This is a genomic window from Nocardioides salarius (assembly GCF_016907435.1).
GTDB classification, from domain to species: Bacteria; Actinomycetota; Actinomycetes; order Propionibacteriales; family Nocardioidaceae; genus Nocardioides; species Nocardioides salarius.
The window spans coordinates 4021935-4039954 of sequence record NZ_JAFBBZ010000001.1 but is presented as its reverse complement, the minus strand read 5'-3'; the positions used below and the strand labels follow the sequence as shown (position 1 = coordinate 4039954).

26 protein-coding genes and 1 tRNA gene are annotated in these 18020 nt (G+C 72.5%); 8 read left to right on the top strand and 19 right to left on the bottom strand.

Annotated elements, in window-relative coordinates; translation table 11 throughout:
• Position 1: 1 nt before the first annotated feature.
• Positions 2-1552: an LCP family protein gene (locus JOE61_RS19435; protein ID WP_193667313.1), complete on the bottom strand. Its 1551-nt coding sequence runs from the start codon at positions 1550-1552 to the stop codon at positions 2-4.
• Positions 1553-1676: 124 nt separating this feature from the next.
• Complete coding sequence (locus tag JOE61_RS19430; protein ID WP_193667314.1) at positions 1677-2297, bottom strand: sulfotransferase family protein; 621 nt, start codon at positions 2295-2297, stop codon at positions 1677-1679.
• A gap of 79 nt (positions 2298-2376) precedes the next feature.
• Between JOE61_RS19430 and JOE61_RS19425 the strand changes: the two genes are divergently transcribed.
• Together JOE61_RS19425 and JOE61_RS19420 are read left to right on the top strand one after the other, a co-directional pair.
• Positions 2377-2619, top strand: coding sequence for a DUF3072 domain-containing protein (locus JOE61_RS19425; protein WP_193667315.1), 243 nt, complete (start codon positions 2377-2379; stop codon positions 2617-2619).
• A gap of 48 nt (positions 2620-2667) precedes the next feature.
• The gene (locus tag JOE61_RS19420) at positions 2668-3516 is read left to right on the top strand and encodes a formate/nitrite transporter family protein (protein ID WP_193667316.1); all 849 of its coding nucleotides are present in this window, start codon (positions 2668-2670) and stop codon (positions 3514-3516) included.
• Positions 3517-3588: 72 nt separating this feature from the next.
• Here the strand turns inward: JOE61_RS19420 and JOE61_RS19415 are convergent, their stop codons facing one another.
• The 4 genes from JOE61_RS19415 to JOE61_RS19400 all read right to left on the bottom strand — a co-directional run bounded on the left by JOE61_RS19415 (position 3589) and on the right by JOE61_RS19400 (position 7196).
• Positions 3589-4329: a GAF and ANTAR domain-containing protein gene (locus JOE61_RS19415; protein WP_193667317.1), complete on the bottom strand. Its 741-nt coding sequence runs from the start codon at positions 4327-4329 to the stop codon at positions 3589-3591.
• 397 nt (positions 4330-4726) lie between these two features.
• Positions 4727-5833 carry a tail fiber protein gene (locus tag JOE61_RS22650; protein WP_204797318.1) on the bottom strand — a complete coding sequence of 369 codons (1107 nt, stop codon included), beginning with the start codon at positions 5831-5833 and terminating at the stop codon, positions 4727-4729.
• 363 nt (positions 5834-6196) lie between these two features.
• Positions 6197-6273: transfer RNA gene (locus tag JOE61_RS19405), tRNA-Ile, on the bottom strand.
• Positions 6274-6311: 38 nt separating this feature from the next.
• Positions 6312-7196, bottom strand: a complete 885-nt coding sequence (locus JOE61_RS19400) for a mechanosensitive ion channel family protein (RefSeq protein ID WP_193667318.1) — start codon at positions 7194-7196, stop codon at positions 6312-6314.
• 66 nt (positions 7197-7262) lie between these two features.
• Between JOE61_RS19400 and JOE61_RS19395 the strand changes: the two genes are divergently transcribed.
• The 3 genes from JOE61_RS19395 to JOE61_RS22325 all read left to right on the top strand — a co-directional run bounded on the left by JOE61_RS19395 (position 7263) and on the right by JOE61_RS22325 (position 9455).
• Entirely contained in the window at positions 7263-8033 is a 771-nt protein-coding gene (locus tag JOE61_RS19395) for a PIG-L deacetylase family protein (RefSeq protein WP_193667319.1), read from the top strand.
• Between the two features lie 180 nt (positions 8034-8213).
• Positions 8214-8534 (top strand): hypothetical protein, encoded by a 321-nt coding sequence (locus JOE61_RS19390; RefSeq protein ID WP_193667320.1) that lies wholly within the window; start codon positions 8214-8216, stop codon positions 8532-8534.
• A gap of 105 nt (positions 8535-8639) precedes the next feature.
• Complete coding sequence (locus JOE61_RS22325) at positions 8640-9455, top strand: tyrosine-type recombinase/integrase (protein WP_193667321.1); 816 nt, start codon at positions 8640-8642, stop codon at positions 9453-9455.
• On the opposite strand, the gene JOE61_RS19380 is transcribed toward JOE61_RS22325, so the two are convergent.
• On the bottom strand, positions 9452-9676 hold the full coding sequence (locus tag JOE61_RS19380; protein ID WP_193667322.1) for a hypothetical protein: 225 nt from the start codon (positions 9674-9676) through the stop codon (positions 9452-9454). The two genes, JOE61_RS22325 and JOE61_RS19380, sit on opposite strands and share 4 nt — an antisense overlap.
• 99 nt (positions 9677-9775) lie before the next feature.
• Between JOE61_RS19380 and JOE61_RS19375 the strand changes: the two genes are divergently transcribed.
• The 3 genes from JOE61_RS19375 to JOE61_RS19365 are packed head-to-tail and all read left to right on the top strand — an operon-like array spanning position 9776 to position 11338.
• Positions 9776-10255, top strand: a complete 480-nt coding sequence (locus JOE61_RS19375) for a hypothetical protein (RefSeq protein ID WP_193667323.1) — start codon at positions 9776-9778, stop codon at positions 10253-10255.
• Between the two features lie 28 nt (positions 10256-10283).
• Complete coding sequence (locus tag JOE61_RS19370) at positions 10284-10631, top strand: hypothetical protein (RefSeq protein WP_193667324.1); 348 nt, start codon at positions 10284-10286, stop codon at positions 10629-10631.
• Positions 10628-11338: a hypothetical protein gene (locus JOE61_RS19365; protein ID WP_193667325.1), complete on the top strand. Its 711-nt coding sequence runs from the start codon at positions 10628-10630 to the stop codon at positions 11336-11338. The genes JOE61_RS19370 and JOE61_RS19365 overlap by 4 nt, the downstream gene beginning before the upstream one ends.
• 63 nt (positions 11339-11401) lie before the next feature.
• On the opposite strand, the gene JOE61_RS19360 is transcribed toward JOE61_RS19365, so the two are convergent.
• Genes JOE61_RS19360 through JOE61_RS19305 form a run of 12 tightly spaced genes read right to left on the bottom strand, consistent with a single transcriptional unit; the run spans position 11402 to position 17970 of the window.
• A complete protein-coding gene (locus JOE61_RS19360) occupies positions 11402-11851 on the bottom strand; it encodes a hypothetical protein (protein ID WP_193667326.1) in 450 nt (149 codons plus the stop codon).
• A gap of 1 nt (position 11852) precedes the next feature.
• Positions 11853-12227 carry a hypothetical protein gene (locus JOE61_RS19355; protein WP_193667327.1) on the bottom strand — a complete coding sequence of 125 codons (375 nt, stop codon included), beginning with the start codon at positions 12225-12227 and terminating at the stop codon, positions 11853-11855.
• A 3-nt stretch (positions 12228-12230) separates the two neighbouring features.
• Positions 12231-12383 (bottom strand): hypothetical protein, encoded by a 153-nt coding sequence (locus JOE61_RS19350; RefSeq protein ID WP_193667328.1) that lies wholly within the window; start codon positions 12381-12383, stop codon positions 12231-12233.
• Positions 12380-12730 carry a hypothetical protein gene (locus JOE61_RS19345; protein ID WP_193667329.1) on the bottom strand — a complete coding sequence of 117 codons (351 nt, stop codon included), beginning with the start codon at positions 12728-12730 and terminating at the stop codon, positions 12380-12382. The genes JOE61_RS19350 and JOE61_RS19345 overlap by 4 nt, the downstream gene beginning before the upstream one ends.
• A gap of 33 nt (positions 12731-12763) precedes the next feature.
• Positions 12764-14662 carry a hypothetical protein gene (locus JOE61_RS19340; RefSeq protein WP_193667330.1) on the bottom strand — a complete coding sequence of 633 codons (1899 nt, stop codon included), beginning with the start codon at positions 14660-14662 and terminating at the stop codon, positions 12764-12766.
• Positions 14662-15096: a hypothetical protein gene (locus JOE61_RS19335; RefSeq protein WP_193667331.1), complete on the bottom strand. Its 435-nt coding sequence runs from the start codon at positions 15094-15096 to the stop codon at positions 14662-14664. The genes JOE61_RS19340 and JOE61_RS19335 overlap by 1 nt, the downstream gene beginning before the upstream one ends.
• Before the next feature lie 3 nt (positions 15097-15099).
• On the bottom strand, positions 15100-15750 hold the full coding sequence (locus tag JOE61_RS19330) for a M23 family metallopeptidase (RefSeq protein ID WP_193667332.1): 651 nt from the start codon (positions 15748-15750) through the stop codon (positions 15100-15102).
• Positions 15747-16367 (bottom strand): transglycosylase SLT domain-containing protein, encoded by a 621-nt coding sequence (locus JOE61_RS19325; protein ID WP_193667333.1) that lies wholly within the window; start codon positions 16365-16367, stop codon positions 15747-15749. The genes JOE61_RS19330 and JOE61_RS19325 overlap by 4 nt, the downstream gene beginning before the upstream one ends.
• A gap of 2 nt (positions 16368-16369) precedes the next feature.
• A complete protein-coding gene (locus JOE61_RS19320) occupies positions 16370-17209 on the bottom strand; it encodes a hypothetical protein (RefSeq protein WP_193667334.1) in 840 nt (279 codons plus the stop codon).
• On the bottom strand, positions 17209-17547 hold the full coding sequence (locus JOE61_RS19315) for a hypothetical protein (RefSeq protein ID WP_193667335.1): 339 nt from the start codon (positions 17545-17547) through the stop codon (positions 17209-17211). The genes JOE61_RS19320 and JOE61_RS19315 overlap by 1 nt, the downstream gene beginning before the upstream one ends.
• A gap of 6 nt (positions 17548-17553) precedes the next feature.
• Positions 17554-17691 carry a hypothetical protein gene (locus tag JOE61_RS19310; protein ID WP_193667336.1) on the bottom strand — a complete coding sequence of 46 codons (138 nt, stop codon included), beginning with the start codon at positions 17689-17691 and terminating at the stop codon, positions 17554-17556.
• A 39-nt stretch (positions 17692-17730) separates the two neighbouring features.
• Positions 17731-17970, bottom strand: coding sequence for a hypothetical protein (locus JOE61_RS19305; protein WP_193667337.1), 240 nt, complete (start codon positions 17968-17970; stop codon positions 17731-17733).
• Positions 17971-18020 lie beyond the last annotated feature (50 nt).

Below are 18020 nucleotides of genomic sequence, written 5' to 3'. Positions count from 1 at the left end.
GTCAGCCCGTCCCCGGCGCCGACGAGCCGACGCCGGCGTCCACGACGTCGGCGTCCTCCCCGGTCCAGGCGCACGACCCCTCGGTGCCCCGGGCACGGTCGGGATCGGCCTTGCGCACCGCGCGCTCGGGCGGGTCGATGGCACGCGCCACCATGGCCCGCACGTGCTCGTAGTCGGGGTCCGCGGAGGAGAAGCGCTCCGAGGGCCTGAAGACCACGGAGCGGACCTTCGCGTCCTTCATCCGCAGCCCCAGCCCGACCAGATCCGGCAGCAGCTCGCGCGGGATGTCCGTGGTCACGATGTCCATGCCGGCCTCGGCCAGACCGGTGTAGCGGCGCAGCAGCGTCATCGGGTCGGCCGCCTCGATGATCGCGTCGACCGCGCAGCGCTGGCGCTCCATGCGCCGGTAGTCGTCGGAGCCGTAGCGGCCGCGGGCGAACCACAGCGCGTGGAAGTCGTCGAGGTGCTGGTCGGGGCCCGGCTCGATCCAGGCCGTGGGCTCGATGCCGGCGTCGGTGTTGCCGTTGATGGCCACCGGCTCGTTGACGTCGACGGTGATGCCGCCGATCGCGTCGACCACCTGCTCGAAGCCGCGCAGGTTGACCAGCACGTAGTAGTCGACGTCGATCCCGAGCGAGCCGGCCACCGCGAGCTTCAGCGCGTCGGCGCCCTCGTCGGCCCCCTCGGCGGCGCTGGCGCCGAGCACGCCCGGGTGCAGCAGCGGGACCTGTCCGTAGACGGCGTTGAGCATGTACGCCGCCGGGTCGCCCTCGCCGGTGAACCCGTCGGGGTAGAGGTCGTGCAGCGCGCTGTCCTCGGGGAACTGGGCGCGCATCAGGTTGCGCGGCAGCGAGAACAGCACGGTCTTGCCCGTCGCGGTCTCGATGCTCGCCAGGATCAGGCTGTCGGTGCGCACCCCGGCGCGCGAGTCGGAGCCGTCGCCGCCGAGCAGCAGCACGTTGACCCGGTCCCGCCCGCCCCACGGGTCGGCCTCGGTGACGTCGCGCGGGATCGTGGCGCTGAGCGGCGCCTCCTCGAAGACGGTCTCGACGAGGTCGGCCTGCACCGTGGCGTAGCGCGCGGCCAGCCCCAGGGGTGCGCCGACGACCACGACCAGCAGCAGCACGAACGCGTTGCCGGCCACGGTGGCCGCGCGCGTGCGGCGTACCGGTCGGGCGTGGTGGTAGGTCAACCACACGGCGCCCGCCCAGAGCACCAGCGCGAGCACGGCGACAGCGGCGAAGGTCTTGAGCCGCGCGGGGTCCATGGCCAGGTCGACGAGGGTGCGCAGGTCGGCGACCCTGCTGGCCGTCCCCGCGGCGTACGCCGTGGCCAGCAGGAAGGGCACCAGGACCAGGAGCCCGAGCAGCCGGCGGCCGGTCCACACCAGGCCCGAGCCGGGCACCACGGCGCCCATCAGGGTCACCCCGATGGTGCCGCGGAGGCCTGCGGCCCGGCGTCGCGGCCGGAGCCGGCGCCGGCGGCCACGCCGGGGCGTGGGAGGCGGGCCGGGGTGCTCCGGCGTGGTGGAGCCGTGAGGCGGCTCGGCCATGACGACCTCGCAGGCTGGGGAAGCGGGCGCTCGGAAGGTAACAGTCCGTCGCCCGCGCGTCGGGGACCTCGGCTCCCCCGCGCTCGAGGCTTTGCCGTGGCTCGAGGCTTCGCCGTGGTCGGGGTCAGTCCCCCGCCAGGCGTCCCGTCGCGACGTCGCGGTGCAGCGCCAGGTCGGCGGCATAGGTCTGCTCGACGAGGTCGCGCGTGGCCGCGGAGGTCTCGTGGGCCCGGTCGGGCGAGACGTTGCGCTGGCGCAGCTCGGTCTTGCGCGCCTTCTTGGGCCCCAGGCACGCGCGCAGCCAGGCGAGGCACTCGTCGAGGTCCTCGTAGCGGTAGAGCCGGTCGACGCCCGGCGTGCCGTCGGCGCGGTTGACGTAGCTGGACTGCGAGGGCAGCTCGATCTCGCCGGCGGCGACCCGGCCGACGAACTCGTCGAAGCTCATGTCGCCGGTGTACGTCGAGGTGCCGACGATGCCGGGCCGGGAGCGGTAGCGCCACCACGACGACATCCACGACACCGGGTCGCGCACCAGCGCGCAGGTCTCGTAGTCGGCACGGGCGTACCCGTGCTGGTCGAGCAGCGGCGCGATGTCGCGCTCGAACCCCTCCGCGCCGACGTGCTTGAGCGAGTGCGGTCCCGAGGTGACCAGCTGGGCGTGCCGGGCGAAGGCCGCCTCGAGGGCGGTGGACCCCGACTTGGGCACGGCGAGGACGACGAAGCCGTACTTGGGCGCGGCGATCATGACCCCAGTCTGCCGCCTGCCGGCCGCTCACCCCACAGGGGCCTTGGGGTCGGTGCGTCAGGTGGGTAGCGTCGTGGGCATGGAATCGAACGCACGTGCGAACACCGACCAGCCCGACGTCCTGGGTGCCGAGGCGCCCGACCCCACCGCGACCGAGAAGGACCCGCAGGACTGGGTCAGCGGCGACGAGCCCGCCACCGGCGCGCAGAAGAGCTACCTCGACACCCTGGCCCGCGAGGCGGGCGAGACCATCGACGCCGACCTGACCAAGGCCGAGGCCTCCGAGCACATCGACCGGTTGCAGGGTGAGGGCCGCGGCTGAGCGGCGCGGCACCCGTCAGCGGTGGTGGCGCGGACCCAGGATGAGGCCATGAGCGAGCACACGGACGGGGGTCGCGACCACGCCGAGGACTCCCCCCGCGACCAGGGCCGGACCGACGGCCCGCTGGAGGACGAGCTCGAGAGCGCCATCGACCGCCAGCTCGACGAGGGCGTGCAGCGGATGGGTCGGGGCGTCGTCACCACCGGGGTCACCGGGTTCTTCGGCGGCTCCGAGGTCGCCTTCGGGGTCCTGGCGATGCTGGCGGTCTACCACGAGACCGGCAGCCACCCGCTCGCCGGCATCGCGTTCTCGCTGGGCTTCGTGGCGCTGCTGCTGGCCCGCTCGGAGCTGTTCACCGAGGGCTTCCTGATCCCCGTGGTCACGGTGGCGGCGCGCCGCGCCCGGGTGCGCTCGCTGCTGCGGCTGTGGGGCCTGACCTTGATCGGCAACCTGCTCGGCGGCTGGGTCATCATGTGGCTGGTGGTGCAGGCCTTCCCGGCCTACCACGCCGACCTGGTCACCTCGGCCACGCACTTCGTCGAGGCCGGGCTGTCGCTCGAGACCTTCTCGCTGGCCGTCCTGGCCGGCGCCGCGATCACGCTGCTCACCCGCATGCAGCAGGGCACCGACGACATGGCGGCCAAGATCATCGCCGCGATCGCCATCGGCTTCCTGATCGCAGGCCTGCAGATGTTCCACTCCGTCCTCGACTCCCTGCTGGCCTTCGGGGCCCTGCACACCGGCGACGCCGGCTTCGGGTACGTCGACTGGGCGCGGTGGTTCTCCTGGACCGTGCTGGGCAACATGGTCGGCGGTCTGGGCCTGGTCACGATGCTGCGGCTGGTGCGCAGCCGCGACCGCGTCCTGGAGGAGCGACGGGTCTCGAACCAGGGCTGACCGAACCAGGGCTGACCGAACCAGGGCTGACCGACCGGGGATGGGCGGGCCAGCAGGTCTGGGCCCGCTCGCTCAGCCGACCTCGGGCGGGCCGCCCTCGCCGCCCGGGCCGCCGCCCGAGACCGCGCGGACCAGTGCCTGCGCCAGGACCCGCACGGGCACCCCGGCACGCAGCGCGGCGTCGTGCAGCACCGCCTCGGCGTCGTCGACGCCCACGCCCAGGTGGGCGGCGAGCATGCCCGTCGCCTGCGCCAGCACCGCCGCATCCTTGAGCACGCCGGGCGCGCGCTGGGCCTCCTCGCGGGTGCGGAAGGACAGGTCGGCGTTGGTGACCGCACTGGGCGCCCAGCCACCCAGCACCTCGGCCAAGGCGTCGTGCTGGTCGTCGAAGGCCGCGCGGGAGGCTGCGTAGAGGTTGGCGGTGCCGACCACCGAGCCGTCCTCGAGGAGCGGCATGGTCAGGCTGCTGCGCACCGCCGTCGCGGCCGAGAGCTCGGCGAAGGCCTGCCAGGCCGTCTCGTCGAGCACGTCGATGTCGCGGACGTCGGTGCGCTCCCCGGCCTCGATCGCCTGCACGCAGGGACCGCCCAACGCGTACTGCACGGCGTCGAGGAGGGCGATCTCGTCGTCGGTGGCCACCAGGGTCAGCACCACCCCGTGGCGTCGCCACGCGATCGACATCCCGACGCAGTCGGGCACCAGCTCGCGCACCCTCGCAGCCAGGTCCTGCAGGCTGGCGCGCAGGTCGTCGCCCTCGGGGTGCTCGGTCGCGAGCTCGTCGAGGGCAGCCTTGGTCTCCTGGATCGGTTCCACAGGAGGAGTCCACCAACCTCCCGAGGGCGTCTCTACACCCTGGTGGGCTGGGTCCCCCACGTACCGGCCGTTGGTGGGGCGGGTGGGGCTCGCCTGACCCGTGGCGCTCGCCCGACCCGTCGTCCGGGTCTTTCGGACCCCGTCCGTGAGCGTTGCGTAGCAGCGACGTTGCAGCCCCCCGGAGGCTGCCAGCCGCGCCGCTGCTGGCCCTGCTGGCGACCGTCGGCCGCGCACGGGGGCCCGGGTGCCGCGACGGTCCGGGCTGGAGAAGGCGATCGAGCGTGCTCACCGGGACGGACGGCGACCTTTCGGGCTGCTGACCGGCTGGCGGCAGAGCTGCTGGGGCTGACGCCGTGGGAGGTGGGGGGCGCGGCGTGCGTCGAGCTGATGTCTGCGCTCAGAGCCGCGAGGGGTAGATGCCCTGGTCGCAGATCATGTAGGACATCCCGTTGGGTGCTGCGTCACGCAGGTCGGGGAGCGCGAACGTGGTTCTGCCGTCACCGCCGTAGGTGGTGCCGAGCAGCGAGAACAAGGCCTGGTTCTGAGAGATGCTCAGCAACTGGCCACGAGCGGGGAGGCCTCCGCCAACGACTGCAGCTGTCAGCGTGATCTCGCCCATCGTGCATTCCCAACCGCGACCCGCGGCGGCGTTGCCTGTGTTGGTGCCGAACAGGTCGGCGCCGGGACCGGCAGGTCCTTCGGGTCCGACGGGCCCCGTGGGTCCGGTTAGCCCCTGGATGCCCTGCGGACCCTGGGCGCCGTCCTTGCCCGCGTCGCCCGGCAGACCCTGGAGGCCCTGCTCACCGCGCAGGCCCTGTAGACCTCGCTCGCCCTTCTCGCCCTGGGGCCCCTTGAGCGAGATCCCTGTCGGCCACGTGTCGTCGACCTTCGGGCCGTACAGAGTCGTGGCGGTGGTGTCGTAGTAGAAGTCGCCGTTGCCGCCGTAGCCGATGGCCGGAGCACCTTCTCCGCTCAGCACGGTGTTCCCGTCAACCCCAGCGAGGCCATCGAGGCCATTCCTCCCGTCGGAGCCGTCCTGGCCGTCCTGGCCGTCCTGGCCGTCCGTGCCATCGGCCCCGTCCTTGCCGTCAAGGCCGGGCAGACCCATGGGACCGATCAGACCGATCGGGCCCACCGGCCCAGCAGGACCCACGGCACCCCGGGGGCCCTCTGCGCCGGGCTCCCCCATCGGTCCCTGCGATCCGTCCTGGCCATCGGCCCCAGCAGTGCCGTCGGCACCCGCCAGACCGTCAGCTCCGGGCAGGCCTTCCTCGTTCCAGGAAATGCGCTTCTCCCGCAACCTCCACTTCGGCGCGTCCGTGGCGCACGGCCGGTTCGCCTTCTCGAGGCGCAGGTCGCCGGTCTTGAGCCGGAAGCAAGCGTTAATGACGCCATCGTCCTCGTTGGCCGCCGAGGTGGCGTAGGCGCCGCTCACGGCGGCGGTGAGGGCGACAGAGGCCACGGCAACGCTGGCGACGCGCGTCCGGTTGATGCGGAAAGCCACGAAAAACTTCCTTGCGATTGAGAGGCAGAGACATCGAAGAGTCCCACCAGCTCCCGTCAGGCCGCAGCGGATCGACTCAACAACACTGGTGGGCTGGACCGCCCGAGGCCCCGATCAACAACGCCCCGGCGTCCGCCTCACGCAGGCGAGCGCCGGGGCGGCTTCGTCACGCGTGGGCGCTCTCAGGTACGGCCGTCAAAGGCACCACTAGTGACACGGAGGACCTCGCCAGGCGCTCCTGCAACAGCGCAGCCACATGGCCCGAGATGACGCAGGTTTAACCGCGTTGGTAGGAACGTATGAACGGCCCCCGCCGGCACAATGCCGACGGAGACCGTGTACGCCGCTGAGCTGCAAGGACAGTGGTAGGGCGGGTGGGGCTCGAACCCACGACCCAAGGATTATGAGTCCTCTGCTCTGACCGACTGAGCTACCGCCCCTCGCCGACGTACCCTAGCCAGCCGCCCGCGGGCGTCTGCTAGGCGGGGCGAGCCCGCACGCCGCCGCCCGGCGTCACCTCGGCCTCCCCCGAGATGGCGGCGCGCAGGCTCGGCGTGGCCTGGAGGACGACGATGTCGGCCGGCATCTCGATGCCCGCCTCGTCCAGCGCCGCCTTGACCGCACGGGTCGCCGCATCCACCGCCAGCACCACGTCGTGCTGGTCGGGCCCGCACCAGAACCGCGCCTCGATGTCGACGGTGGAGACGCCGAGCCGGGTCACGACCGCCTCGGGCGCAGGAGTGTCGTCGAGGAGGGGAAGCCCCTCGCCGAGGGCGGCGCGGATGACCCGGCAGGCCTCCGCAGGGTCGTTCTCGTAGGCGATGCCGACCACGACCGAGATCCGCCGGCTCGCGAAGTGCGTGCTCACCGTGATGACCGCCTTGTAGACGTCGCGGTTGGGGACCAGCACGAGCTGCCCGTCGAAGGTCTTGAGCCGGGTCTCCCGGATGGTGATCGCCTGGACGGTCCCCGAGACCTCGCCCACCGCGATCTGGTCGCCGGACCTGAAGGGCTGGCGCAGGACCAGGAGCAGCCCGGAGAGCAGGTTCTCCAGGATGTCCTGGAAGGCGAACCCGGCCGCCACCGAGAAGAAGCCCAGACCCGCCAGCATGTTGACCGGCTCGACCGAGGGGAAGACGACCACGATCGCTGCCATCACGGCCAGGAAGAGCAGCACCCAGCCCGCGAGCTTGCTCATCACGGCGGCGAAGCTCGGAGTGTGCCGAGGCGCCAGCAGCCGGTGCAGCACCCAGCGCAGGCCCCGCGAGACCAGGTAGCCGACGACCACGACGACCACGGCGAGCAGCACCCGCGGCCCCGCGCTGGCGAGCGAGTCGAGCAGGTCGGCGACCTTGGTTCCCATGCGCGGCAGGGTAGCCGCGCGCCGTGGGGGGTGCGCGGCGGCGAGCGGCGTGCCACGCTCGGGAGCATGTCGCCACAGCCCGAGACACCGCAGCCCCTGGAGCCCCTCGACGAGACCTGGCAGCGTCTGCTGTGCGTGGTCGCGCACCCCGACGACCTGGAGTTCGGTGCCGCGGCAGCGGTCGCCCGCTGGACCGGGCAGGGCAAGGACGTGGCCTACTGCATGGTCACCAGCGGCGAGGCCGGCATCGACGGCCTGCACCCCGACGAGGTCCGGCCGCTGCGCGAGCAGGAGCAGGTCGACAGCGCCCGGGTCGTGGGGGTCGACACCGTGGAGTTCCTCGGTCTGCCCGACGGCATCCTCGAGTACGGCGTCCCGTTGCGCCGCGTGATCGCCGAGGTGGTGCGCCGGCACCGGCCCGACGTCGTGCTCACCGGCAACTTCCGCGAGACCTGGGGCGGTCGCAACCTCAACCAGGCCGACCACATCGCCGTCGGCCGCGCCGTCGTCGACGCCGTGCGTGACGCCGGCAACCGCTGGGTCTTCCCCGAGCAGCTCACCGGCGAGCGCTCGGTCGGCACCCTGGAGCCGTGGGGCGGGGTCCGGGAGGTGTGGGCCTTCGGCTCACCGCAGGCCACGCACGCGGTCGACACCACCGACACCTTCCGGGCCGGCGTCGCCTCGCTCGAGGCGCACCGGGCCTACATCGACGGGCTGGGCTGGCAGGACTTCGACGCCGCCGAGTTCCTCGAGGGCGGAGCCCGCGCTGCCGGTCAGCGGCTCGGCTCCGCGATGGCCGCACCGTTCGAGGTCTTCCCGATGGGCTGGGGCGAGTAGCCGGACAACGGCCCGGAGAACACCGAAGGGCCCGCCGCGACGATGTCGCGTGCGGGCCCTTCGGTCTCTGCTCCCCCGGTTGGACTCGAACCAACAACCCTCCGGTTACCCGTTCGCCCTGGTCAGCAGCGGTGTGAGCAACGTGGTAAGCCTGGCCGCGCGGCGCGTCGGGCGGGCGTCGTGAGCCACTACACGACCGGTACCGGTCGCCCCTACGTCGAGTGCGACGACCCGATGCGCCACCACGCCGGCGGTCCGCTGCTGCGCTGCCAGCGGCGCAGCTACGGCACCCGCGAGCGGTTCGGCACCGGTCCGCAGCTCGACCTCTTCGACCTGCCGCGCGGCTGGGCGGTCGCGCCGTACCCCGACGACTTCGAGCATGGCGCCACGCGGCGCAACCTGCTGGACGGCGGGACGGTCGAGCCGCTGCTGTGGCTGGTCGGCATCACCGGCGACCTGCACACCTGCCCGACCTGTCGCGTCAGTCGCCAGGGTCGCTAGCACATGAACGCGCGGGGGGCTGCGTTCTGCTGGTGGGACTCGACACCTGGGAAGGCTGTGCATTCCCGGGACGCCTGGGGCTCGTGGGGCTGAGGATTCGCACCTGTGACCCGACCGAAGCGGCCCGCCACCTGGCCGGCCGCGATGCATGAGTACGCGACCGCGCAGCGCGCGGCCAACCGCTCCCCCGCCACCATCCGCCTGCACCGGCACTACCTCAACCAGCTGATCGAGGTGACGCCGACGCCCTGGACGATCACCCACCGCCACCTCGAGACCGCGATCGGCAACGAGCGGTGGGCCGGGGAGGCGCGCAAGTCCGCGCGCACGGTCTACCGCGGCTTCTTCCGCTGGGCCCACGGGCACGGCTACATCGACGACGACCCGGCGTTCGCGCTGCCTTCGGTGCGCGTGCCCCAGGCGGTCGCGCGCCCGGCCCCGGAGTTCGTCGTGAAGTACGCCGTGACCCGGCTCGACCCGCGGCTGACCCTGATGATGCAGCTCGGCGCGTTCGGCGGGCTGCGGGTGCGCGAGATAGCCGCGGTCCACTCCCGCGACGTGCTCGACGACGTGCTGCTGGTGCACGGCAAGGGCGGCAAGCAACGCCTGGTCCCGATCGAGGAGTACACGCTGCACGGCCGGCTGCAGCTGCTCGACGGCTACGCCTTCCCCAACCGCTGGACCGGCCAGCCGATCACCGCCGGCCACGTCTCGCGGATCATGTCGGCCGCGCTGCCCGAGGGCTGGACCGCGCACAACCTGCGCCACCGGCTCGCGACCCGCTCCTACGAAGGCACCGGCGACCTGTTCGCGGTGATGCGGCTGCTCGGGCACACCAAGCCGGAGACGACGCTGCGCTACATCGGCCTGGCCGACGCCCGGGTGCGCACCGCGGCCCGGGCCGGGCTGCTGGCCGGCTAGTCGGTCGAGGCGGCCGCGAGGATCTGGACCACGGTCGGCTGTGTGAGCCCCGCCGCTCGGGCGGTGGCGGCCTGCGTCATGCCGGCCTCGTCGACGGCCAGCACGATCAGCTGGTCCCGCACCTTCTTCTCGGTCGCCGCCGCGGCCAGCAGCTCGCGATACCTCTCCGCCGAGGTCGCGATGCGCTGGGGCAGTCCGTCGAGCTCTTCGATAATCGTCACAGCAAAGCCGCCTTCCGAGCGTGATCCACGCTCCTCGGGGTGCGACACGCGCCGAGTTATTGCCGCGTCATGCACCGGGTTTGCTCCCACTATCAACGGGTGTCCGCACCCACTCCCGCATCTGCTCGGCGCGTCAATGTTCGCGGCGTCTGCGCCGCCGGCCACGTGACCGAGCGCCAGACCGAGAAGCCGCGCCAGACCACCTGGACCGGCACCTGCTCGGCGGACGGCTGCGACCTGACGGTCAAGGCCCGTCGTACGCCGGCGGCGCAGAAGCCTGCTGACCAGGCACCCACCCCCGCGCCGTCGAGCGCGCCCACCGTGAAAGAGGTCACCTACGATGCCCCCCAGCCGAAGCCGCGAGGCCGCAAGCAGCCCGACCCCGAGCCCGGAGCCGACGACGGCGGACCTGCCCCTGACCCCGCCGGAGGACCCGACCCCGAGCAGCCCGTTGTTCATGCCGAGCACCAGCCAGGATCGGCCGGAGACGGAGCCGGAGTGGTCGGAGAGTCCCGACGCGAGCAGCGAGCCCGCCGACGACTCCCCCGCTACGCCTTCCGCTCCCCGCTCGACCAGTAGGGCCAAGCTCCGCGCGATCAAGGAGACTGTGCGCCAGGCGGTCGCGACCGCCGGCGGCGCCGCCCACCAGTTCCTCACCCGCGACGGCACGCCCGAGCGCGACGCCGGGCTGTACCTGCCCGACGACGACGACCTGGAGGCGATCAGCGACCCGCTGGCCGGCCTCGCCTCGCGCCGGGCGCCGTCGGGGGTGGAGAACCCCGACGTGACCGACCTCGTGCGCCTGGTGCTCGGCGTCGTGGGCTACGCGGTCAAGCAGCTGAACACGCGGGCCGCGATCGCGACCTACTACGCCGAGGAGCCCCAGCCGGCGCCGCCGGCCGACCTGGGCGCCGACGACGGCACCGTGCCGCCGCGCGACCCCTGGCAGGCGTGAGCGAGGGCGCAGCGCCGTTCCCGGCGCTGGACCCCGACCTCAACCAGCTGATCCTCTGCGTGGGCCGCAAGGGCTCGGGCAAGAGCGTGTGGGCGCGCGAGGTGTTCCGCAACTGGCCGGCGATCGACAAGTGGGTGATCGACCCGCACGGCGACGCCGACCCGGGCGAGGACATCGGCACGGTCACGGTGGCCAAGCTGCCGACCGAGCTGCCGATGCCGAGGAAGCGCGGCGAGCACACCGTGACCCGCTGGATCGCGAACCCCGGCAGCCCGACGTACCGCGAGGACCTGGACCGCGCGGTGGGCCTCGCGCTGCACCCGCGCAGCCGGCGCACGCTGACCTGGATTGACGAAGCGGGCGAGGTGTTCCCCTCGAACCGCACCGGCCCGCACGCCAGGATCCTGCTCCAGCAGAGCCGGCACTACTACGCCTCCGCGATCCTGTGCTGTCCCCGGCCGGTCACCATCGACCCGCTGGTGCTGGCCCAGGCCGACCGGGTGGTGATGTACGACGTGCCGAACCCCAGCGACGTGCAGCGCATGGCCGAGTCGATCGGCGTCGAGCCCGCGGTGCTCAAGCGCACCCTGAACGAGACGCGGGCGCGCGGGCCCTACTGGTACACGCTCTACGACGCCCGGGAGCACGCGCTCTACCGGTGCCCGCCGATCCCGATCAGCGCCGGCTATCGGCACGCCCAGCAGTAGCTCAGCGCAGCGCGAGCCCGACCAGGGCGGCGCCGGCCAGCGGCCAGGCCAGCGCCAGCGCGATCAGGGCTTGACGGTGGCCCACAGCGCCGCGGCCCTGGTCTCGAGGTCGGCCAGGACCGCGGCGGCCTCCGGGCTGGCGTCGCCGCGCGCGGTGGCCGCGTCGTACGCCGCCTGGATCGCGACGAGCTCGCCCAGCGCCGTCACGCGCGCCGCGGCCCAGCTCGGCACGTCCGGCGCGGGCTGGAGGTCGCTCAGAATCGCGCTCAGCGAAGCGATCGCGGCATCCGTGCTCACCAGAGCGGCCTCGGCCGCGGCCAGGACGTCGGCGGAGCCGAGGGCGTCGCCCTGGATCGCCTGGACAATGGACCGCACCTGCCCCACGGCGTCGTCGGTGCTGACCAGGGCCTCGTCGACGGCCGCGCGCACCTGCGCGTAGTCGATCACGACGTCTGCGACCGCCTGGGCGATCAGGTCGTAGTTGATCGGCTGGGCCGGGTTGCTGAACCCCATCTCAGCCGACCTCTTCGAGCTCGACGCGCAGGAGCGCCTCGCCGGTGACCGGCTCACCGGTGCCGGTGCTCCACACGGCGACCAGCGGCAGGCTGCGCTCGACGTAGAGCGGCTGGTAGTAGTCGGCCACGTCGAGCTCGCCGGCCTGGGAGCCGTCCGCGAGGCTGGTCGGGCCCGGCTCGCCGGTGTAGAGCCGGCAGATCGACCCGGGCGGGCCCTGGAGCACGATCCTGCGCGCGAGCCACCCGAGGTCCCGCGCAGGCACGCGCGCGACCAGCGCGCCCGAGGGCTCGACGGTGGCCTGGGCCACGACGTTGTACCTGGCGCCACCCCCCGAGGCGGCGCCGCCGCTCTGGACGGGTCGTGGCAGCTGCACGGCTCAGGCTCCGGGGAGAAACTTGACCATGAACGGCTTGGTGCGCCCGCGGCCCTCGTAGGCGTCGTACAGGGCCGCGGCGCCGAGCAGGATCCCCCCGTAGCCGATCAGCAGCGCGGTGCTGCGCCGCCGGAAGTGGATCGGTGCGCTGGTCATGCTCGGGGCCCGCCCTGGTCGGCCCGTACGTCGGTGGGATCGACCGCGCTCAGTGGCTCCCGCTCGTCGAGCACCTGGTGCACCGCGGTCATGATCTTGCGGTCCATCTCGCCGTTGAGCACCCGGTCCAGCTTCTTGTTGGCCTTCTTGCCCAGCACCGCGTTGAGCACGGTGGGGATCGAGGTGCCGAGGAAGCCGAGCACGATGGTCAGCGTCGCTGCCTGGTTCTTGCTCTCGGGGATCGCGACCAGCACGCCGATGATGGTCGCGCCTGCGATCGCGAGCACGCCGATCACCAGGACGGCGGTGCTGTTGGTGACCGTGGGACGGTCGGTTGTGGTGGTCATGGGTCTTCTCGCGTTTCTGGTGTGGGTCGGAACTCAGTAGGGCGCGGCGGGGGCGAGGACGGGGACGAGGGACTTGGCCGCGCCGATGCCGAACACCCGGCCGGTGATGTCGAAGTAGCCGTTGCCTGCGGTCGCGCCGACGATCACGCTGATCAGGTAGGGCTCCTCGTCGATCGCGTTGACGTCGCCGGGTCGGAAGTAGGACCGGCCGTTGCCGTCCATCGGGAACGGCTGGCCGTCCGCGCTGTAGAGGCGAGTGCCGTTGACACCCGAGCCGCGCACCGTCACTGCTCCCGCGACCCGGAAGGTGTAGACCATGCGCTCGCCCGCGGCCCAGTCGACGTAGGTGCCCAGCGACAGGATCTGTGCGTTGTAGTCGATGTACTTGCCCCACTTGTTGCTGGTCACGCTGGCCGCGAGCGCGTCGACGACTCCCTGGGTCCGGTTGTTCAGCGCTGCCGGGGAGACATAGGCGCCGTCCTTGACGTGCTGGTACGTCCCCAGCGCCCGGAGAGCAACCGCGCCCGGGGGCCCGTAGAACTGTGTCGCGACACCCGCGATGCTGGTGGTCCGGTCAACCGAGAGGCCGCGGGGGATGTCCTTCGCGGCGTCCTGGGCGACCGCGGCAGGGTGGGTCTGGCGGGGGATCGGGATGCCGAAGGTGATGCACAGGGCGGCGAGCAGCGGCCGGTAACCGGCCTGGGTGGGGTGGGTGAAGTCGCCGGAGTAGGACTGATCGGCCGGGTTGTAGTTGGTGGCGGCGTAGTAGAGCTCGATCGTCTTGCCGACGCTGGCGGGGTCGTCGCCCAGCCAGGTCTCACCGTGCCAGTCGAGTACGGTCACGTGGCTGTGTCGCCGCTGGTCGAGCAGGTAGTCACGCATCTCGACGAAGGTGGCGTGGTTGGCGTCGACGGTCCGGCCGTAGTGTGCGCCGGCCTCCACGACGACGAGGAGCGGCTTGCCGAGCTTGCGGGTGTTGTCGACATGCCTGTCGACGGCGCTCTTGAAGGTCGGCAGGTTGCCGGCCCCGAGTCCGGCGTCGTTGACGATGTGCGCGAGCACGGCCATGTCGTAGTCGTCGACTCCGAAGTAGGAGTCCAGACCCACGTTGGCGCCGATCGCGATGCCGGCGACCTGCGCGCCGGACGGGGCACGGACGGTGACCATGTTCGCCAGGCTGGACCCGCCGAGCGATCCGTCAAGGAACTCGATACCGGCAGCGCCCGCGACGGCAAATTCCACGAACTCGGCGTAGGCGTAGCCACTGGCCGGAGGGATCAGCCGGACGGCGTGGATGCCCTTGGCGACCGTGAAGGTGGCCTGGTTCTGGTAGCCCTGGGCACCGTTGCAGTCGACGCTGCCCACCACGACCCCGTCGACCTCGACGCCGAATGTGCCGCCGTCGAGCTCCTTGCTGTAGCGCACGGTGAGCGTGTCGAAGTAGGCCGCGTCCAGGGCCGTGCCGGTCAGCGGAGTGCTGGCGCTGTCACCTCGCAGGCGGACGAAACCCGGGCCGCCGTAAGGCTGCTTCACCCACCCGTTGACCGTGTTCTCGTAGGAGCCGGCGAAGCCGCCCAGGCTCACGACGTAGGTCTGCGCGTCCCCGTGGATTCGCTTGAGCTGCTCGACCGCAGCCCGGTACCCCGAGCCGCTGGCGTTGCCGATGCTGGTGGAGGCGAACTTCAGTCGGAACTTGCCCGTGCGGGCGCGCTGGACCTGAGCCAGGGGGCGAAGGCTGGGGCCCTCGATGTCTCGAGCCTGGGTCTTCAGGTCCTCGATGTCGGCGGCGGCCGCGGTGACGCTGGCGGCCGCGGTCTCAGCGGCGTTCTTGGCCGCCGTCGCGGCGGCCTCGGCCGCCTGGGCGTCGGTGACGGCCTGGGGCAGGTTGGACAGGTCGTTGAGGACCGCGGAGAACGCGCCGGAGGCACCCATCAGTAGTCACTTCCTCTCAGGAAGACCGAGCCGGTGGTGAGGCCGCTCGGGTCGTGGTAGACGAGTCCGCGGGACAGCGAGACGCCGGACATGCCGAACCACTCGCGCGCGGACTCGGACGGAGAGAGCTCGATCTCGAGGATCAGGTGCCCGTCCTCGACGCTCTCGCCGTCGATCAGGTGCACCGTGCAGGGCAGCTCGTAGCTGGTGTTCTTGAGGCTGAACCCCATGAGGCTGTTGGCGCCGCTGGTGGCCGGCCGGCTGATCGCGCCGGGGCTCTGGCCCACGGGCACGGCACGGGCGCCGCGCACGAGCACGCCGGCGACGGACTGCGCGAGCTCGCGCTGCAGCTCGGCGCCCCACTTGAGCAGCGTGACGTCGCGGTCGTCGGGCTCGGTGGCCGGCGGGTCCGGCTTCTTCTTGCCGAGGCTCATGGATCAGCTCGCTTTCTTCCGAGGGCGGGAGCCCTGCGCTACGCCGGTGGCGACCAGGGCGACGCCGCCGAGCACCACGCCGCCGACGATCACGAGTCGTCGTACCTCGGCGGCGAGGGAGTCGGTCAGGTCGCCGGTGGAGACCCCGGAGGGCACCACGGCGGGGTTGGTGATGACGCCGCCCGGCTGGGCGTCGTTGGGGAACGTGGGCAGGCTGGGCGAGTCCTGCGCGCCGGAGAGGTACGGCGCGGGGTCGCGGTGCACGCCGTTGACGCGCACCTCCAGGTGCAGGTGCGGGCCGGTGGTGTTGCCGGTGGAGCCGACCTTGCCGATCCAGGCGCCGGCGCCGAGCTGCGAGCCGACCCCGGCGAGGATCTCGCTCAGGTGGCAGTACCAGGTCTCGAACCCGGGGGCGTGGCTGACCACGATGCGCGTGCCGTAGGCGCCGGCGGGGCCGGCCTGGGTGACGCGCCCGGCCGCGACCGCGTGCACAGTCTTGCCCGCGGGCGCGGCGAAGTCGGCGCCGGTGTGCATCCCCGAGGACCACATGGACCCGCGCTGCCCGTAGGGCGTGCTGATCTTGTGCCCGGGGACCGGGTGCACCCACTTCTTGGCCGGCAGCGGCTTGTGGCGCTTCGCGCCGGTGATGCTCACGACTCGCCCCTGTCGACCGAGCCGCGCCAGGCGCCGATCACGATCAGCGCGAAGCCACCGACCAGGCCGGCGCCGATCAGCACGGCCGGGGCCAGGCTCTTGACGAGCAGCCCGACCACGGCGCCAGCGGTGCCGCTGGCCGCCCCGCCCACGGCGCCGCCGAGGTCGCTCAGCACGTCGCCGGGGTCGGGGACCTCGGGCAGCGGGCCGGGCAGGTCCCAGCCGACCGGGCTGGGCTTGCCGCCGGGCGCCTGGGCGCCGCTGCTGACCTCGGCGCGCACCTTGGTCAGGTGGGTGCGGTACGCCCCGTTGGTGTAGATCGTCCACGGGGTCCAGTGCGACCCGCCGAGGCTGATCGCGGCCATGCTGCGGGCGTTGAACTCCGGCGACTTGAGCCGGGTGGCGTCGCGGGTCTTGCCGGTGCCGCTCTCGGCCTTGACGGACCGGACCTGCCACAGCCCGATCGAGGGGCCCCACGTCGCATCCGTCAGGGAGGTGTCGCCCACGGCGCCGGGGTTCAGCCCGGACTCACCGATCGCGATCGCGGTCGCCATGACGGCGGCCTCGTGCCCCAGCCCGGCCCCGCGGGCCAGCTGGTACACCTGACGGATGGACATGCTCACTTGCGGCCGGGCTTCCTGATCGGGTTCTTGCGCACGGGCGCGCTCTTGCCCTTGGGCGCGGGCACGGGCGCGTTCTTCTTCTGGTTGCGCGGGGGCGCGGTGACCTTGGGCTGGGCGTTGCGGACGGCGGCCGCCTGGCGGCCCCCGCGCACGGTGGAGGCGGGCTTCGCCCCGGGGCGACGTCCCGGCGGCGAGGGCGGCGCCCACGGGAGCCCACCGGGCACGTAGTCGGTGATCGGCGGGCGTACGCCGCCGGTGCCGGGGTTGCCGCCCTGCTCCTCGCGCTCCTCGCGGCGCGCACGCCGCCGGCGGCGCTTCTTCCGCTCGGCGGGGCTGGTGCGGTCCTTCTCCTTCTTCGGCTTCTTCGGCCGGCCACCGCGACCACCGCCGGCCTTGCCCGGCTTGCCCTTGGGGCCACGGGGTCCGCGCGGACCTCGGGGGCCGGGCTCGACCTCTTCGGGCTCCTCGGGGGTGCCCGGGGTGACCGGCTGGGACAGGTCCAGCACGGCGTCGTTGAGGTTGCCGAACTGGTCCTCGACGCTGCCGCTGAGGTTGTCGAGCCCGACCTGGAGCCCTTCGAGCTGCGGCTGCAGCTCGCCGTACAGGTCGGTGGCCGTGGTGTCGGCCTCCCCGAAGTCCTGGCTGCCCCCGCCACGGCGGCCCATCACCAGGGCGAGCACGGCCACGGCCGCGGCCGCGGCGCCGAGCTGGGCCTTCTTGCCGAGCTTGATCCCGGACCGTCCCCCAGCGGCAGCGGACGGCCCGGAAGAGGCGGCGGGCGCGCTGGGGCCCGTGCTGGAGGTCTCCAGCGGACCCTCGAAGCCGGCGCGAGCCATCAGACCACGCTCCGGCCGCGGCGCAGCCGCTCAGCGAACTGCCGCGAGGCGCCCGAGGCTTCCTCGGTGACACCGGTGGCGATGTCGGCGCCACCCATGTCGCGGATCAGGTCGGGGGTGGCGATGCCCATCGCGGCGCCGACGATCTGCGCCTGGACCTGCGGGGCGTAGGAGCCGCCGTAGCTGGTCTCAGGCGAGCCGTCTGCGCCGTGGTAGACGTGCAGCCCCATGCCCTGTGTGCGTCGCAGGATCGCGCGACCGAGCCCGAGCACGATGCTCTCGCGAGGATCGCGCCCGGCCTCGACCACGACGGTCTGGCGGACGTTGGCCCAACCCATGTCAGATCACCGGCCCTGGAATGCCTTGATGATCTGCGCGCTGCCGGCTGCGCCCTTGGTCAGGACGGTGCCGGACTTCGAGCCGTTGTAGACGATCAGGTAGATCGCCAGCAGCCCCGCGCCGTACTTGAGGGAGTTCTTCATGGTCGTGCTCGCTTCCTTGGTGGTTGTGGGGGGTGGTGCTCAGCCGTCCTGCGACTTCTTGCCCTCGCCCCAGCCCTCGGTGCCGGGCTCGGGGCCTGCGTCGTAGCTGACGCCTGCGAGGTCGGGGATCGCGGGTGTGCCGGGGTCGAGCGCCGCGCTCACCAGGTCTGCGATCCACTCCAGGCCGGACCCGACGCGACCGGCGCTGTCTCGCGAGGAGACCACCGCCTGGAGCGCGATCAGGGCCAGGGAGCCGGCGAAGATGCCGCGCCAGCTCACTCGACGACTCCGAGCCGCTGGAGCGCCTCGCCGGCGGTGACCTGGGTGAT

Bases quoted from the DNA above. Each gene is read 5' to 3' on its own strand.
- JOE61_RS19435 (WP_193667313.1), bottom strand. From the start codon at position 1,552: ATGGCCGAGCCGCCTCACGGCTCCACCACGCCGGAGCACCCCGGCCCG.
- JOE61_RS19430 (WP_193667314.1), bottom strand. From the start codon at position 2,297: ATGATCGCCGCGCCCAAGTACGGCTTCGTCGTCCTCGCCGTGCCCAAG.
- JOE61_RS19425 (WP_193667315.1), top strand. From the start codon at position 2,377: ATGGAATCGAACGCACGTGCGAACACCGACCAGCCCGACGTCCTGGGT.
- JOE61_RS19420 (WP_193667316.1), top strand. From the start codon at position 2,668: ATGAGCGAGCACACGGACGGGGGTCGCGACCACGCCGAGGACTCCCCC.
- JOE61_RS19400 (WP_193667318.1), bottom strand. From the start codon at position 7,196: ATGGGAACCAAGGTCGCCGACCTGCTCGACTCGCTCGCCAGCGCGGGG.
- JOE61_RS19395 (WP_193667319.1), top strand. From the start codon at position 7,263: ATGTCGCCACAGCCCGAGACACCGCAGCCCCTGGAGCCCCTCGACGAG.
- JOE61_RS19360 (WP_193667326.1), bottom strand. From the start codon at position 11,851: ATGGGGTTCAGCAACCCGGCCCAGCCGATCAACTACGACCTGATCGCC.
- JOE61_RS19350 (WP_193667328.1), bottom strand. From the start codon at position 12,383: ATGACCAGCGCACCGATCCACTTCCGGCGGCGCAGCACCGCGCTGCTG.
- JOE61_RS19345 (WP_193667329.1), bottom strand. From the start codon at position 12,730: ATGACCACCACAACCGACCGTCCCACGGTCACCAACAGCACCGCCGTC.
- JOE61_RS19340 (WP_193667330.1), bottom strand. From the start codon at position 14,662: ATGGGTGCCTCCGGCGCGTTCTCCGCGGTCCTCAACGACCTGTCCAAC.
- JOE61_RS19335 (WP_193667331.1), bottom strand. From the start codon at position 15,096: ATGAGCCTCGGCAAGAAGAAGCCGGACCCGCCGGCCACCGAGCCCGAC.
- JOE61_RS19325 (WP_193667333.1), bottom strand. From the start codon at position 16,367: ATGTCCATCCGTCAGGTGTACCAGCTGGCCCGCGGGGCCGGGCTGGGG.
- JOE61_RS19320 (WP_193667334.1), bottom strand. From the start codon at position 17,209: ATGGCTCGCGCCGGCTTCGAGGGTCCGCTGGAGACCTCCAGCACGGGC.
- JOE61_RS19315 (WP_193667335.1), bottom strand. From the start codon at position 17,547: ATGGGTTGGGCCAACGTCCGCCAGACCGTCGTGGTCGAGGCCGGGCGC.
- JOE61_RS19310 (WP_193667336.1), bottom strand. From the start codon at position 17,691: ATGAAGAACTCCCTCAAGTACGGCGCGGGGCTGCTGGCGATCTACCTG.